The following is a 15,669-nucleotide window of genomic DNA, read 5'->3' on the forward strand; positions in this document are numbered from 1 at the left end:
CTGCAAAGGTTGGGAATGATTGTGGTTTGAAAAATGACAAATGTCAGTTTTGATTTACGATTTACGATTTACGATTTTAAAATTTCCAAAAAATAAAATTCCTACCGAAATGGGGAAAAGACAACTTAGTATTGCGAGACATACGTAATAATGTTGAAAAAATGGGAGACTGATCCAAAACGCAATTGCTTTGTAAAATATAAGCGATTCCGTAGTCACAAATGCCAAAAGGAAAATAGAAACGAAACTTTTTGGAAGGCGTAGCAATTTAAAATAATTCAAAAAAGCCAGCAATGTTGTGATTACAATTCCGAGGAAAACCAGGTGTAAATAGCCGATTACAAAATCTTTCAGTTGAAAAGCCAGATTGGCGATATAGGGAAATGCCGAAAAAAGTTGCATCACTAATTTCAGAACCATTAAACTTCCGGCGATTTTCAGAAGAAAAAAAGCCCTGGGAGCAATGGATTTTTTCAAAATTGGAAAGTGTTTCTTTAGCAAAAGATATAATTCATAAAAGGCTAAAACTTGCGCCACCGCTCCAACTAATCCGAATAAGTAAAAAATGACTGGCGGATGAAACCACAGCACAGAAAGGAAAACGGTAAATAATACCCCGAAATTTATAAGAAGGAAAAAAGATTTCAATTTTTGGGGATTGAAAACAATTCCCTTTTCCTCAAAAATATAAAAGAGAACGCCCAAAAGCGCCAAAATAAACCAGCCGTTATACTGAAAATGCAGGTAGAAATAAATAGAGGTTTTGTACCAAATGGATTCGGGGCCCAAAGTAGCCATTACCCCGCCAATAGCCCACGGCCCAATGCTGGAATAAACGAGGTATAAAAGCGCAGTTTTTATAAGTTTCCACGAAAAGCGATTTTTAAATTTCCGCGGAATATTTTTCATCGCAAACCACGAAATCCAATAGGACGCGAACAAGAAAAGTGTGGAAAAAATGATGGAAAATAGTGCGTACCCTTGAATTGGAAAGGTTACCAACATTCCAATAATGCAGATGTTTGTAAAGATGAAAATGTGTTTGTAAAGGTTTGGTTTTTGCGCTTCGGAAAGGAAAATTTTATAAATCAAGGTCGTCAATCCCAAATAAATCCAGCCCAACAATGCCGTATGTGAATGGGCGTGCAGGATAAATTTATAATTAAGCTGAATTGGGGTTACAAAGAAAAACCGAAGCAATACACCCATTAATGCTACAATTAAGAAATATCCCAACGCAATGCCAATATGTTTTTTTAAGTCTAACAAGCTTTAAAATTAAAAAAACAGTCCGGAATATGGCTATAAACATTCATAATTGCCATGCTTCCGAACTGTCCTAAAAACCAATCAAATAAAAATCTAGATTTGGGGCTAGAAAAAATCTTCTAAACTTTAATTTTTCTTTAATTTCTTTTCCAAATTCAAAGCTTTTGGGAAAAGGATATTATTTTCCAAATGCACGTGTTGGTGCAAATCCTGCTCAAATTCTTCCAGTTTTGCATAAAAGGCGCGGTAGGTATTGCAAGCGCCTTGGGGCGGCGTGTAATTATTGCTTAGTTCGGCAATTCTTCGCATAATTTCACCAGCTTCCTCATGTTCGGCTTCCATCATTTTTATTGGATTTTCAACGGTTCCAAAATGGATTGCGGGAATATCACTTCCCTCCCGTTCTGCTTTTACCAATTTTTTTATGAAAGGAAAAAGAATCAGCTCTTCCTTTTTCATGTGTGCTGCCAATTCTTGCACCACTTGAGTTACCAAAGCTTCAATTTCACCCAGCTCGGTGTAATGATGGCCGTGCACGTGGTTCACCCTTTTGGAATACTGAAGCAACATTGGGCTGCTTTCTTCCACATAACCGTGGTGCACGTTAATAATATGGTCTGTTAGAAAGTCAAGCTTCCAACTGTTGAAATCCTTTGCGCGATCCTCTATGGCATCCAAACTTAAAAGCTCTGCTTCTAAAATAACAGGATCAATTTTCGCTTTTTCACAGGCTTTTTTGATACTAATTCCGCCGCCACAGCAAAAGTCTATTCCGTGTTTTTTAAAAATATGTGCGGCTTTTATGTTTTCGGTAACCATATCGGCTACAGTGCGTTCTTGAAATGTTGTCATTTTTTCTGAATTTTTACGAATAATACTCTGCAAATTTCAGAAGAAAGGAAGGAATAAAATATGACCTAAATCATAAAAGGATAAATTTATCTTATTTTAAATGTTTATTCCCAAAATGGATCGTGATACTCTGGAGTTTTTTCAAGGTGGCTATGAATTTCCTCAATTTTTTCAAGCTGTTCCTCAGTTGCTACTTTTTGAATTTCATTAAAAAGGATCCGTTCCTCAAACCTAATATGTGCATCCAGTTCCTCTTCCAAACGGTTAAGTGATTTTTCGGGATTTTTCGTGTCGGTAAAAAGACGTTTTATACGGCGGTGTTCTTTTAGGGCGCGTTCAATCAATTCATTGTCCTTATCAAGAATTGGAAAAACATATTTTTCCTCATCACTGAAATGTGGTTTAATTTCATGCTGAAAGAACCATTTTGCATATTCACTAAGCCGTTCAGTTTCAATATTTTTACTAAAACCTTTCCGCAGTTTCCAACTGAAGAGCAAGCCGAAATGATGTTGGCGGCTCAGTGGCTGTAATGCTTTGTGACGTTTTATTGGCTTTTTCTTTTCCATTATTGAATATATTTTGAACCAGTATTTTAATTATACTTTTAAAAAAGTTTCACCCTCCTCCAAGTTTGATGCGAGATCCATTACCAATGTATTTTCACACATATGTTTCAAACCATTCCGCACAACCATAAACTGATCGTGCACCGGACAAGGTTTTTCGGAAGAGCATTCGCGAAGCCCCAAACCACAACCGTTAAAAATAGCATCCCCGTCAATTACGGCAACAATTTCAGCCAATTTTAGTGTTGAATTCTTTTCCAAATAAAATCCGCCGTTTGGTCCTTTTCTAGAACGTATCACATTTTCCCTTGCCAATTGCTGGCATACTTTTGCCGTAAATGGCTCGGGGGAATCTACGGCTTTTGCAATTTCTGTAATATTTGGACGCAAATCCTGCAGCGATTGTTTTGCTATAAAAAGAACGGCCCTTATGCCGTATTCACATGCTTTTGAAAACATATTTTTTTGTTTTATTCAAAAGTAAGCATCGTATTGCTATTTAAAGATGTAATTATCCTAAAAATCTTCTTAAAAAAGATTAATTATTAAATCTTTTTCGGGCTTCAATATCCAAAGCTTCCCGATGATCTGGGTGTGCTATGGAAATAAGTGCTTTTGCACGTTGCTCCAACCCTTTTCCGAAGAGATTCACCACGCCATATTCCGTAACCACATAATGAACGTGTGCCCGGGTAGTTGTAACGCTGGCACCTTCTTTCAAAAACGGCGTGATTTTAGAAACACCTTTATTGGTAATGGAAGGCATTGCAATAATTGGCTTACCTCCTTCCGAAAGTGAAGCACCACGAATAAAATCCATCTGTCCACCCACTCCGGAATATTGATACATCCCAATGCTATCTGCACAAACTTGGCCGGTTAAATCAATTTCAATAGCGCTGTTTATTGCCGTTACTTTTGGGTTTCTGCGAATTATAGCGGTATCATTTGTATAGCCCGCTTCCTTAAAATGCACAATTGGGTTATCGTCAATAAAATCGTATAGCTTTTGGGTTCCCATTGCGAAACAGGTAACTATCTTTCCGGTTTTTATCTCTTTATCCTCACCCGTAATTATGCCTTTTTCCACCAAGGGAAGAATGCCGTCGCTGAACATTTCTGTGTGAATTCCCAATCTTTTATGGTTGCCCAAATTATGAAGTACAGCGTTCGGAATATTGCCGATGCCCATTTGCAGGGTGGCGCCATCTTCCACCAATCCAGCAACGTGCCTGCCAATAGTAGCTTCAACTTCTGTAGGTATTCCCAAAACTGAAGCATGGATAGGTTCATCAATTTCCACTGCAAAGTCTATATTTTTTATATGAATTATACCATCACCATGGGTTCTTGGAACTTGTGGATTTATTTGTGCTATAACCTTTTTTGCAGTTTGAATTGCTGGTAAAGTTACGTCCACCGAAACGCCAAGCGAGCAATAGCCGTGCTTATCAGGTGGTGAAACCTGAATGAAAGCTACATCCAACGGTAAAATATTTCTTCTAAAAAGCCAATGGATTTCACTTAAAAAAACGGGAATATAATCTCCGTGAATGGTGTTTACGCCCTTCCGAACATTATCGCCCACAAAACAGCTGGAAAGATGAAAAGCTTCGGTGTAAGGAGCTTGTGTATATTTAGCTTCGCCGTGGGTATGAATTTGGACTATTTCAACATTTTTAAGTTCACGATATCTTTCACACAAAGTGTTTATTAACAAATTGGGCGTCATTGCCGCGCCTTGAAAAAATACGCGATTATTTGATTTTACTATAGATACAGCCTCTTCGGCGGAAACGATTTGCATGTTTTTAATTTTATGCAAAGGTTGGATATCTTGTCGATTCTGAATATGATTTTAGTCAGATTTAACTATAAAAAGAATATTTTTTTCTTTGTGCTCTTTGTAAAAATCTTGGTGAACTTTGTGGTTAATTTACGCACCTTTTTTAACCACAAAGTCCACGGAGGGAAGGCGCAAAGGTCACAAAGGTTTTCTCTAAATTTAAGCCCGAACTTCTAATGTCTCCAAAATATCGTTCACAATGGAAACGCCCTTATCATTATTATACCAAATTTGAAGCATTTCCTTAAAGGCATCATCAATCTTTCCGTGGTGCAATTTGTAATCGTTTAATAATTTTGTTGCGGCTTTGGAACGTGGGCCGAAAGTTTTAAGCACATTGAAATTTTCATCAAGCATAATAACTATAGGAATGGAACGGGAACCGTTGGTTAAAAACGCATCCATCAATTCTGGGTTTTCATCGCGAAGCACAATTTTCAAATCTATATTCTCTGAAATTTCTGCAATCTTGTTTAGAAAAGGAAGCGTTTGCGCAGCATCGCCACACCACGGTTCGCTAATTACAAGCCAAGTTTGCTTTTCTGAAATATTTTTGAAAATTTCAATACTTTCTTCTGAAATTTCAGCGGTTTTGTCCAGTCTTTTTGTGCGGCTAAAGTTTAGTTTTGTATAGTCAATTTTTTCCTGGGTTTGTTCGCCAGTAGTTCTACCTTCTTCAACCAATTGTTTGAAAAGCAAGTTGTATTCCGAATAGTCCATTGCCTTTTTTACCGAATTTTCTAGTAAAGTCTTCATACTTTTTCTTCTAATTTTTTTTTATAATCTTCATTAAAATACCCCCCACGATTTTCTTTTCGTTTTAAGGATTGCTGAATAATCAAATGTGCCACATTTACCATATTCCGAAGCTCGGAAAGCACCGTGTTTAGCTTGTGTTTTTGGTAAAGCGCTTCCGTTTCAAAATACAATTTTTCAAGTTGAAGGGAAGCTTCATTTAGATCATTATTATTTCGCACCACTCCTGCAAATCTTCGCATCAACCGTTGCAATTCCATTATTTTCAGCTGAAGAATTTCAGAGTCTTTTAATAAAACCGTGCCTGCGTCATTCCATTCAGGAATGATTTTGGTCGTACGTGAAGGCTGATGTTTACGTAGATACTTAAAAATGCGATCTGCATAAACCAATGCTTCCAATAATGAATTGGAAGCCAACCGATTGGCGCCATGTAAACCCGTGTATGAACATTCGCCACAGGCAAAAAGATTTTTCAAGGAAGTTTTTCCTTCCATATCTACAACAATACCGCCACATAAATAATGTGATGCCGGCACTACGGGAATCCAATCTTTTGCAATGTTAATATTCTTCTGCAAACAGGTTTCATAAATATTTGGAAAATGTTTTTTAAAATCTTCGATATTCAAATGTGTACAATCCAAGAAAACCCAGTCATCACCGGATTTTTTTATTTCAGAATCTATTGCGCGCGAAACGATATCTCGTGAAGCCAACTCGCCCCGTTCGTCGTAATTCAACATAAACCGTTCGCCATTTCTATTCCGAAGAAACGCTCCAAACCCGCGCACTGCCTCGGAAATTAAAAATGAAGCTCCGTTATTTCCATCGTAAAGTGCAGTGGGATGAAATTGTATAAACTCCATATTTTGGATTCTCGCCTTTGCGCGATACACCATCGCAATACCATCACCCGTAGCCACGGCCGGATTTGTGGTGTGTCCGTAAACCTGCCCCATTCCACCAGAAGCGAGTGTTGTACAATCTGCTTTTATTGTGAAAATATTTCCCGAAATCTGGTCCAAAACATAAGCGCCGTAACACGAAATTTCATTCGGTTTCTCTTCAGAAAAATGGTGCTCCGTTATCAAATCTATTGCGAAATGATGCGGCAGTAGTGTGATGTTCACAAGTTGATTGGCACGTTCCAAAAGCGCACGCTCAATCTCATTGCCCGTTGTGTCTTTATGATGGATTACCCTAAATTCGGAATGGCCTCCTTCCCTACCTAAATTGAGTTCGCCATCGTCATCTCTGTCAAATTTGGCACCCCATTCCATCAATTCCTTCAACCTTTTTGGGCCATCCTTTATTACCATTTCCACAACGGCTTTGTCGCAAAGTCCGTCGCCCGCAATCAGCGTGTCTTCAATGTGCTTTTGAAAGGAATCTTCCTTTAAATCGAAAACCGCGGCAACGCCGCCTTGGGCATATTTGGTGTTCGATTCGGACTCGTTGGCTTTTGTAACAACGGTTATTTTTTTCTTCGGAAATTCAGCAGCAAGTTTCACAGCAAGTGTTAAACCCGCAGCGCCCGAACCGATAATCAAGAAATTTGTTTCCATCGTCATTTTGATAATTCCAGCATTCGTTCAATGGGCAAAAAGGCCTTTTTTCGTATTTCTTCGGAAACTTCTATTTGCGGATTTTCATTGAGCAAACAGTTGTACAATTTTTGCAGCGTGTTCATTTTCATAAACGCGCATTCGCTGCAGGCGCAAGTATTGTCCTCTTCCGCAGGGGCGGGAATCAATACAGCTTGCGGTACTTCCTGCTGCATTTTATGAAGAATTCCAGCTTCGGTGGCAACGATGAATTTTTCCGAAGGATGCTTTTTCACATAATCAATCATTCCAGCGGTAGAACCTATATAATTCGCAGTTTCCAGAATATGGCTCTCGCTTTCGGGATGCGCTATTATTTTTGAACCGGGATGTTCTTTGTACAATTTTAAAAGCTTATCGATTGAAAAAACTTCGTGCACTATACACGCGCCGTCCCAAAGCAGCATTTTCCTTCCAGTTTTTTTCTGAATATATTTCCCCAAATTTTTATCGGGTGCAAAAATAATAGGCACGTCTTTTGGCACGGAATTCACTATTTTTTCGGCGTTGGAAGAGGTACAGATAATATCACTCAGGGCTTTTACTTCCGCAGAGCAGTTCACGTAGGTAATAACCACATGGTCCGGATGAGCCTCAACTAATTTCTGAAAAACATCGGGTGGACACGAATCTGCCAAAGAACAGCCCGCCATCAAATCGGGCAACAAAACTTTTTTATTGGGGTTTAAAATCTTCGCAGTTTCCGCCATAAAATGTACGCCTGCGAAAACGATAATTTCTGCATCCGTTTCTGCAGCTTTTTGCGAAAGACCCAAACTGTCACCCACATAGTCTGCCACTTCCTGAATTTCGGGTACTTGGTAATAGTGCGCGAGGATGACGGCATTTTTCTGTTTTTTCAGTTCGGTTATTTTTTGATGTAAATCCATCGTAATTATGGTTTAATTTTTTGAAGAAATGCTTTGAAAATAGGTGTTGCAACAATCAACAGTGAAATGAAAATCCCTATTCCAAAGATGAAAAAAGAGATGTAATACGGCACGAGCGAATCCTGCATTTCAGAAAACAATCCGGTTTTTGAAACATACATCCAATAGCTTCTTTTTCCGCCGGCAATCAGCAGTGAAATCCAAAAAAAGAACAGCGAAATGTTGAATGAAATGAAGCCTCGTTGGATCCATTTCCTATCAGTTTTGAAGTCGGGATAAATTTGGTGCACGATAAAAAACAAGGCCGAAAAAAGTATCGTTGTGTTAATACCAATGGTTGTTCCCATGGAATGCGCCACCGTAATATGCGTGCCGTGGGTAAAGAAATTGATGGCTGGAATAGAAAAAAGAAGTGCGAGAATTATATTCAGAAAAATCCACAAATCTGTGGAAAGCAAAAACCTGTATGCCATTGGGTGGTTTTCCTTTTCAACCTTTAAAACGGAGCGTTTCCAATTATAAATAATGGAAGCCAAAACAACCCATTCCGTCATACTTATTGCATAAGCAACATAGCGAATCCACGGCTGTGTTGGCAATAAATAGGTATGGTGCGCCCAGCCGAACATTAAATTTGTCAACCCCAAAAAGTAGAAGAAAAAGGCAATTTTATTCGTGGCTACATTACTGTCCTTCTTAATTTTCGACATCAAATAAATGGAAATTCCGTACACAAGCATATTCCATGATCCGGTGAAGGAGCCGTAACTCTTCCATTGAATGGAAAAATCCTTGATAAAATTCAACCTAAAAAAATCAAACAACCAAAAATGCGCTTCCAGCAAATGGTAACACATAAAAACGATGCCCGTGCCCCACATCCAGTAATAAACTGGCCAACCTTTTACGTTTTTATAAAGTGTTTTAAAATAATTTATTCCGAAGAGTACCCAGCCAATCAAAATTGGAACAATCAAAACCGGCGTAAAGGCAAAATATTCCCTTCCTTCCGTATAATCAAATGCAAACGAAAAGTAAATGGCGATGCCCGTTAACAGGAAAATGATGAAGTGGATTTTTGCCAACAATGGTGAAAAAAGTTTGAATTTTTCAACATAAGTGAGGAAAAAATAGATGCTTCCGGTAGCACAAAGTACAATCCACGAAATGACCGATGTAACGTGAAAAGGTCGCATTTTTGAAAAAGGGATTTGTTCCTTCAAAAATTCGGGCATTAAATATTGAAACGAAGCCGTTAAGCCGAAGAACATTCCTAAAAACAATGCACTCATGGCGAAAAGAAGGAAATAAATTGGGGCTTTACTTTTCATCTGCCTATAATATTTGTTTTTTAATGGACATATGAAACATCCAATGAGTCATTACGCTATGTATTCTAAAGTTAATGCTCGGATGTTTCATTTCTATACTTCAGTTTTACCCAGCCCGTAGCTTCAATTTCGGCGTCGTAGTTGGGGTAAATTCCCGTTTCATCTACCTGTTTAAAGTATTCCACCAATTCATTTTTTTCTTCTTCCGAAAAAGTGAATTGAGGCATACTTTTCACACCGCTGTTTAAAAATGCTTTTATGTAAGTTGGTCCTTTGCCTTCTGCGGAATAAACATTGGTTAAATCCGGGCCAAGATAACCGCCCAAACCGTAGAGTTGATGACAGGACCAGCAACGATTATTTTGAAATAATTGCTGGCCTTTTACTGCCATAGGGGATAATTTTTCAACAGCCACATAGCCATCGGTATTGTAAACCACATAATTATAAAAGCCAAAAATGGCGAGCAAAATGGCAATTGCAAAAATGTAAGGCCTTGAATTGGTGGACATTTCGAAATATCATAATTGCCGATAAAAATACCGCTTCATACTTGCCCTAAATATGATATTTATCAGTTTTTAAGATAAATGTATCTTTTAATTTCGCGAATGCTCAAACTAGAGACGATTTCGATTTTAGTTTGGATTTCACTTTCAAAATTATGGTCAACAAAAAACTGCTCAACCCTAAAAGTATCGTAATTATTGGCGCTTCCAACGACACCAAAAAACCTGGCGGCAATATGCTGAAAAACATTATTTCAGGAAATTTCAAGGGAGATTTATATGTTGTCAATCCAAAAGAAGAAAAAGTTCAGGGCATTAAAAGTTATTCTGAAGTAAGGGAAATTCCGCAAACCGATCTCGCTATTCTTGCCATTCCCGCAAAATATTGCCAAGAAACGGTGAAGATTTTAGCTGAAGAAAAAAATACCAAAGCGTTTATAATCATTTCCGCAGGTTTTGGCGAAGCGGGCGAAAAGGGGAAGCAATGGGAACAACAAATAAAAGCAACGGTTGACAACGTAAATGGCTGCCTGATTGGACCAAATTGTATAGGCGTAATCACTGACAATTACAAAGGCGTTTTTACCGCTCCGGTGCCACATTTCAATCCAAAAGGATGTGACCTTATTTCAGGTTCGGGTGCGACTGCCGTTTTCATTATGGAAGCTGGAATGGCTTTGGGTGTTTCCTTTGCAAACGTCTTTTCCGTTGGCAATGCAGCACAGACAAGCGTTGAGGATATTTTGGAATATATGGATGAACATTTCAATGCCGAAAAAGATCCGCATATAAAACTGCTTTATTTGGAAACCATTTCCAATCCGCAAAAATTGTTGAAACACGCTTCTTCTCTCATAAAAAAAGGTGCTAAAATAGCTGCCATTAAAGCTGGAAGTACCGCCGAGGGCAGTCGTGCAGCGACTTCGCATACGGGAGCAATCGCGAGTAGCGATATGACGGTGCGAGCGCTATTCAACAAAGCTGGCATTGTGTATTGCAGCAGCCGCGAGGAACTGTTGAGTGTGGCTTCCATTTTCAACTATAAAAAGTTGGAAGGGAAAAACATTGCCATCATAACCCATGCAGGCGGTTCGGCAGTAATGCTTGCCGATGAACTTTCAAAAGGCGGGTTAAAGGTTCCCGAAATTTCCGGAACCGATGCAGAAAAACTGAAAACCCTTCTTTATCCCGGCTCTTCCATTAGCAATCCTATAGATTTTTTGGCAACGGGAACGGCCGAACAGTTGGGCATTATCATAGACTACTGCGAACATAAATTTGATAACATCGACGCAATGGCCGTGGTTTTTGGTAGCCCTGGACTTTTCGACGTTGAGAATGTTTACAATGTTTTGAGTGTAAAATTGGAGGTTTGCAACAAACCAATTTTCCCAGTTTTGCCTTCCGTGGTGAACGCACAACGAGAGATTCAATCCTTTTTGAAGAAAGGACACATCAACTTCCCAGATGAAGTGGTTTTGGGAAAAGCGCTTTCACAAGTTTTTAATACGCCAGAGCCTATTTCGGTAGAAATTTCATTGCCAAAAATTGATGTAGAAAAAACCCGAAGCGTTATCGATACTGCTTCTGAAGGTTATCTGAATACTTCACAAACTGAAAAGTTGCTGGAAGCTGCCGGAATTCCCCGCGTAGTGCAAATTGTTGAAAATTCGAAGGAAGCAATATTCTCCAAAATGGGCTCCATGGATTTTCCCTTAGTGATGAAAGTTGTGGGACCACTCCATAAAAGTGATGCAAAAGGTGTGGTGCTAAATATTACTTCCAAAGAAGAAGTTTCAGAAACCTTTGATTTGCTTATGAAAATAGATTCCGCTACCGCAGTAATGGTGCAGCCACAGTTAGTTGGGCTGGAACTGTTTGTGGGCGTAATAAAAGAGCCTGGTTTCAACCACACAATTCTCTGTGGTTTGGGCGGAATTTTTATTGAAGTGCTAAACGATGTGGCTGCTGGCTTGAGCCCTATTTCAAAAGAGGAAGCACAGAAAATGGTGCAATCGCTTCGCGGCTATAAACTCATTCAAGGCGCGAGAGGTCAGCAAGGCGTTAACGAAGACCAATTTGTGGAAATTATCCAACGGCTTTCCGCATTGGTGGAAGCTGCGCCGGAAATTACAGAAATGGACATCAATCCGTTGATTGGTACGCAACGGGCGATTACTGCGGTGGATGCGCGGGTGCGCGGGTGCGATTAAGATGACTAAAAAGTTTTAGGAAGATTAATCGTTTACATCAAAATGATTTGGCCAAAACCATTCATTACCCCATAACTAAAGGTTGCAACTGTGTTTTCTGCAAATATTCTATTTCAATCTGCGCATTGGCTAAATCCTTTTCAAATTGAAGGGTATTCAATAAAAAGTAATTTGGCATTGAATGACGGTAATGTTCAATTCCATCTAAAAGATTATTGCTAAAGCCCTCCCAGTTTTTAAGGTCGCGAGAAGTTGGTTGTTTTATCTGCTTTATTTCTTTTTTCAAAAAATCTATATACAAACGTAATTCTGCAACAAACATAACGGGTCTATTAGCTTTTTGTAAACTGTTTTTACGTCCGTAAATGTGATCTGTCATTTCGCGCAAACTGGCAATCCTTGAAAAATTCACAATGTTTGGTCCAGGGCAAATGGTAACAGCAGTTAGTTTTTTAAGAAATGGAACATCATAACTGATTGCCGCAGCATTGCTCAGGCCGATGCATAGGCATTCCTTACTCAAAACATCTTCGCGTTGCTGCTCTAATTCTTCTTTGGGAAGATTTAAACTTTCTAATTGCTGCAATTTCAACTTTTGATATTTACTGGAAGCGGTACAAATTGGTTCTTTTGTAAACTCTGTGTTTGAAATCAGCAATTTTTCAGTACACGGACTTCCGGGTTTATCCTTGGCTATTCGGTCAAAACGTTCCTTTTCAGCAGTGGTTCCCTTTAAATAGTTGAACTGCACGCCCAGAGGTGATGCCTTACTGCGAACCACATCTTTTTCTTTGGATTGGCATAATAATTCAAGCGTATTTTCATCAACCGTCGTGGCTTCTGGGCATAACAAAAAAGGTGTGCCCCAACCTGTGCCGTCCACTTCATAAAATTCTCTAAGTAAACTATCCTCTTCCGCTGTTCCAATCCCACCCTGTACCGTAATTTTTATGGGATGTGGTTGCGGAAAACTAGGTTTTCCTTTGGCGATAATTGCAGGATTGTAAAGTTCAAAAAGACTGTCCTGCAATTCCTGCTTATTATCCTTAAATTCTTGAAGTATCGGCCCCATAAGCAAACCTTGGGTGGCAAAAACGTGCCCGCCGCAATTTAGCCCAGATTCTATTCTGAATTCACTGACCCAGATTCCTTTTTTCGCCAAATATTTTCCTTGAATCAAGGCCGAACGGTAATCGCTTACCTTAATAACTACTTTCTTATGAAAACAGCCCCAGCCATAAGCATCAAAGTCTGAAAAGCTCTCCATATAGTTATAGAGCCGCGGATTCATTCCCGCAGAAAAAATGAGGGATGAATTGGTAAGTTCACTTTTAGCGTAGCCTTTTAAGGCCGTCAAAGCATCCGAACCATTTTCAATTATATCCTTGTTTTTATCCAGATTTTCCTTGTCAACCTTGGTCATGATATTTACTTCAACTGAACCGGGAACTACTAGCTTTAGTAGAAATTTCTCCAACATTCCCTTCTTTTCAGCATTTGAGGTAAAGCGCCATTCGTGATACTTTTCCTTCAGAAGGCTTGTATCTGGTAGCATTTCAAAATATTTTACTAAATCTGATCCTGCTTCAAAAGTAGAGGCTTTTAGTTTTTCCATTTTTGAAGTCACAATTCGCTGCATCAGGTTTAGGTAATCTGTAATTCGGCGTGCTCTATAATCTTCTTCTTTTGTTGTTATGGCTACGTAAGGCTCATTGTTTTGCTGATAGTAATATTTCCGCATTACTTCCAAAATATTGTCCTCAATAACTGAAATTGCTGAATTTATGCCAAAACAGGCAACCTTAATGGGAGTATCGATAGTGTAAGCAATTCCCATCACGGGAATATGAAAAGTATGCGGACTAGTAGTTTGCATTTAAAAGTGAATTTGGATTGAAAATGTGGTAAAGTTGAGAAATCCAGAAATCAAAGATTATGACCAAAGTCATAAAAAATACATATTTGTCTTTAAATAGAAAATCATTTATCCTTTTAAGGTTTAGACATGGGTTCTAAATTGCTCCAACGGGGTTTGGAAACTATCGGTTAGGGTTCAAGACACATGCATTAGGGTTGGTTAACGTATTCATTGGGGTTTAGAACCCTAACGTTAGGGTTGGTAAACGTATACGTAGGGTTATGGGACGTATATTTTAGGGTTCAGGACCCTAACGTTGGGGTTGGTAGACGTATATTTTGGGGTCTAGAACCCTAACGTTGGGGTTCGGAACGTATCCTCCAGGGTTATTGGACGTGTCTGATGGGGTTCTGAACGTATATGGAAGGGTTTGGAAAGGGTAATTTTGTATATTAGCAAAGACATGTGAAATAAACTGCATGTTGATATTTACTAGTTGCCCACAATATGAGAAAAACACTCACTTTTACAGTTATAATCTTTTCGGTTATCACATCTTCTTGTGAAGATGGCAGAATAACTGACTTGGAAAATTCTGTATCGGAATTAACCGAATTGAACTCTAAATTGATAGACTCGATTCAAACCTTACAAGAAAAAAACATATCTTCTTTTTATCTGATAGAGAATTTAGATAATGATAATTTCAAAGTAAATGAAACTAGTAAAATTCATTTCGATTTCGGATATAAAAATTACGTTTCAGAATATGATGTTTACAGATTATATGGTAAAAATCATGAAGAAAGAGAGTTGATTTTAAAAAATCAAAGATTAAGTGAATTTGATTTTGAGTTTAAGCCCGAAAATATTGATGATGATAGAATTAAACTCGAAGTGGTTATGAATATCAACGGAATTGAATGGATTATCCCAGCCGATTTTCAAATTAATGTGACTGAATAAAATACTGTGGGCAACACCGTGTATAGCTCATTGCTACTGAATTCCTTACTGGAATTCATTGCAATTCACTACATTTGAGCTATGCGGAAAAATCCACACGGATTTTACCGCAACGAGCCATACACAAAACCGTTAGCACAAATACGAAAAAACTTACCGAACACCATTTAATCTATGTCTTTCGATGAAACATTATTACAATTAAGATTAATCGCTCGAAAGAAAGGTAAGTACGTAATGAACAAATTATTTGATGATTATCTAACTGGAGCTTTTGATAAAGAAAGAACTGTTTCTTGTCTATTATGTGGCTCTGAATCAAACATAACTAAAGAACACGTTTTGCCAAAATGGGTGTTTGAAAGTGACCCAAAACGGACTTTTACAACTGATGTTAATCAATTACCTCAGAAATACATCGGAACAACATTACCTATGTGTTCGACTTGCAATACGGATATTCTAAATACTCTTGAACTTTACATTCAAAAAACAATTTCAGAAGTTGACCTAAAAACCAAATATTATAGTTCTGAAAATTGGGAAAATATAATAAGGTGGCTTGAGACTATTGATTATAAATTTCAGCTAATGGACATTACAACGAAATTTAGAGCTCACAAAGAGGCTGGATATATACCCTTTTTAGCTGATTTCTCAATAGCGGAAATGCGAGATTTCTCAATTCGAACTATTAAATCCAATGCCAGATTATCCTTAAAAAGGATTTCGACAAAGGACAAAAGTAAAAGAGCTAATTCCCTAATTGTTGGAACAACTAAAGTTAAAACATTTAATTATTTCCATAAATCAGGACGGTTCATACATCTTGAAATACCTAAATACAACAAAGTCTTCTTTTATTTCTTTGAGAGAGAATTTGAAGATGATGACGATATAGAAACGGAAGTTATGGAATTAATTAAGTCTGTTTATGAAGTAGATGAACAGGCTGATTAAACATTTGGAATAAGTACTTGTGCTAACAATGTATATAAAACAT

At 38.2% G+C, this 15,669-nt stretch carries 14 protein-coding genes; 3 read left to right on the forward strand and 11 right to left on the reverse strand.

Annotated elements, in window-relative coordinates; all coding sequences use genetic code 11:
* Positions 1-54: 54 nt before the first annotated feature.
* From A7A78_RS13050 to A7A78_RS13095, 10 genes are all read right to left on the reverse strand, one after another.
* Positions 55-1,236 (reverse strand): hypothetical protein, encoded by a 1,182-nt coding sequence (locus A7A78_RS13050; protein ID WP_242649281.1) that lies wholly within the window; start codon positions 1,234-1,236, stop codon positions 55-57.
* Positions 1,237-1,395: 159 nt separating this feature from the next.
* The gene (gene ric / locus A7A78_RS13055; RefSeq protein ID WP_068762911.1) at positions 1,396-2,121 is read right to left on the reverse strand and encodes an iron-sulfur cluster repair di-iron protein; all 726 of its coding nucleotides are present in this window, start codon (positions 2,119-2,121) and stop codon (positions 1,396-1,398) included.
* A gap of 104 nt (positions 2,122-2,225) precedes the next feature.
* Entirely contained in the window at positions 2,226-2,690 is a 465-nt protein-coding gene (locus A7A78_RS13060) for a hemerythrin domain-containing protein (protein ID WP_068762912.1), read from the reverse strand.
* A gap of 30 nt (positions 2,691-2,720) precedes the next feature.
* The gene (locus A7A78_RS13065; protein WP_068762913.1) at positions 2,721-3,149 is read right to left on the reverse strand and encodes an RrF2 family transcriptional regulator; all 429 of its coding nucleotides are present in this window, start codon (positions 3,147-3,149) and stop codon (positions 2,721-2,723) included.
* 79 nt (positions 3,150-3,228) lie between these two features.
* Positions 3,229-4,497, reverse strand: coding sequence for an acetyl-CoA hydrolase/transferase family protein (locus A7A78_RS13070; RefSeq protein ID WP_068762914.1), 1,269 nt, complete (start codon positions 4,495-4,497; stop codon positions 3,229-3,231).
* A gap of 198 nt (positions 4,498-4,695) precedes the next feature.
* Positions 4,696-5,292 carry a thioredoxin family protein gene (locus tag A7A78_RS13075; protein ID WP_068762915.1) on the reverse strand — a complete coding sequence of 199 codons (597 nt, stop codon included), beginning with the start codon at positions 5,290-5,292 and terminating at the stop codon, positions 4,696-4,698.
* A complete protein-coding gene (gene nadB, locus A7A78_RS13080; protein ID WP_068762916.1) occupies positions 5,289-6,860 on the reverse strand; it encodes an L-aspartate oxidase in 1,572 nt (523 codons plus the stop codon). Before nadB ends, A7A78_RS13075 begins: the two co-directional genes overlap by 4 nt.
* A gap of 2 nt (positions 6,861-6,862) precedes the next feature.
* Positions 6,863-7,789: a quinolinate synthase NadA gene (gene nadA / locus A7A78_RS13085; protein WP_068762917.1), complete on the reverse strand. Its 927-nt coding sequence runs from the start codon at positions 7,787-7,789 to the stop codon at positions 6,863-6,865.
* Between the two features lie 5 nt (positions 7,790-7,794).
* On the reverse strand, positions 7,795-9,120 hold the full coding sequence (locus tag A7A78_RS13090) for a cbb3-type cytochrome c oxidase subunit I (protein WP_068762918.1): 1,326 nt from the start codon (positions 9,118-9,120) through the stop codon (positions 7,795-7,797).
* Positions 9,121-9,191: 71 nt separating this feature from the next.
* On the reverse strand, positions 9,192-9,632 hold the full coding sequence (locus A7A78_RS13095) for a c-type cytochrome (protein ID WP_068762919.1): 441 nt from the start codon (positions 9,630-9,632) through the stop codon (positions 9,192-9,194).
* Between the two features lie 152 nt (positions 9,633-9,784).
* On the opposite strand from A7A78_RS13095, the gene A7A78_RS13100 reads away from it, so the two are divergent.
* Positions 9,785-11,842: an acetate--CoA ligase family protein gene (locus tag A7A78_RS13100; RefSeq protein ID WP_068763027.1), complete on the forward strand. Its 2,058-nt coding sequence runs from the start codon at positions 9,785-9,787 to the stop codon at positions 11,840-11,842.
* Between the two features lie 64 nt (positions 11,843-11,906).
* Here the strand turns inward: A7A78_RS13100 and A7A78_RS13105 are convergent, their stop codons facing one another.
* Positions 11,907-13,718: a hypothetical protein gene (locus A7A78_RS13105; RefSeq protein ID WP_068762920.1), complete on the reverse strand. Its 1,812-nt coding sequence runs from the start codon at positions 13,716-13,718 to the stop codon at positions 11,907-11,909.
* 489 nt (positions 13,719-14,207) lie between these two features.
* Between A7A78_RS13105 and A7A78_RS13110 the strand changes: the two genes are divergently transcribed.
* The gene (locus A7A78_RS13110; protein ID WP_068762921.1) at positions 14,208-14,666 is read left to right on the forward strand and encodes a hypothetical protein; all 459 of its coding nucleotides are present in this window, start codon (positions 14,208-14,210) and stop codon (positions 14,664-14,666) included.
* 174 nt (positions 14,667-14,840) lie between these two features.
* Positions 14,841-15,626: a hypothetical protein gene (locus tag A7A78_RS13115; RefSeq protein ID WP_068762922.1), complete on the forward strand. Its 786-nt coding sequence runs from the start codon at positions 14,841-14,843 to the stop codon at positions 15,624-15,626.
* The last annotated feature ends 43 nt before the right edge of the window (positions 15,627-15,669 follow it).

It is taken from the genome of Aequorivita soesokkakensis (genome assembly GCF_001641085.1).
GTDB lineage: Bacteria > Bacteroidota > Bacteroidia > Flavobacteriales > Flavobacteriaceae > Aequorivita > Aequorivita soesokkakensis.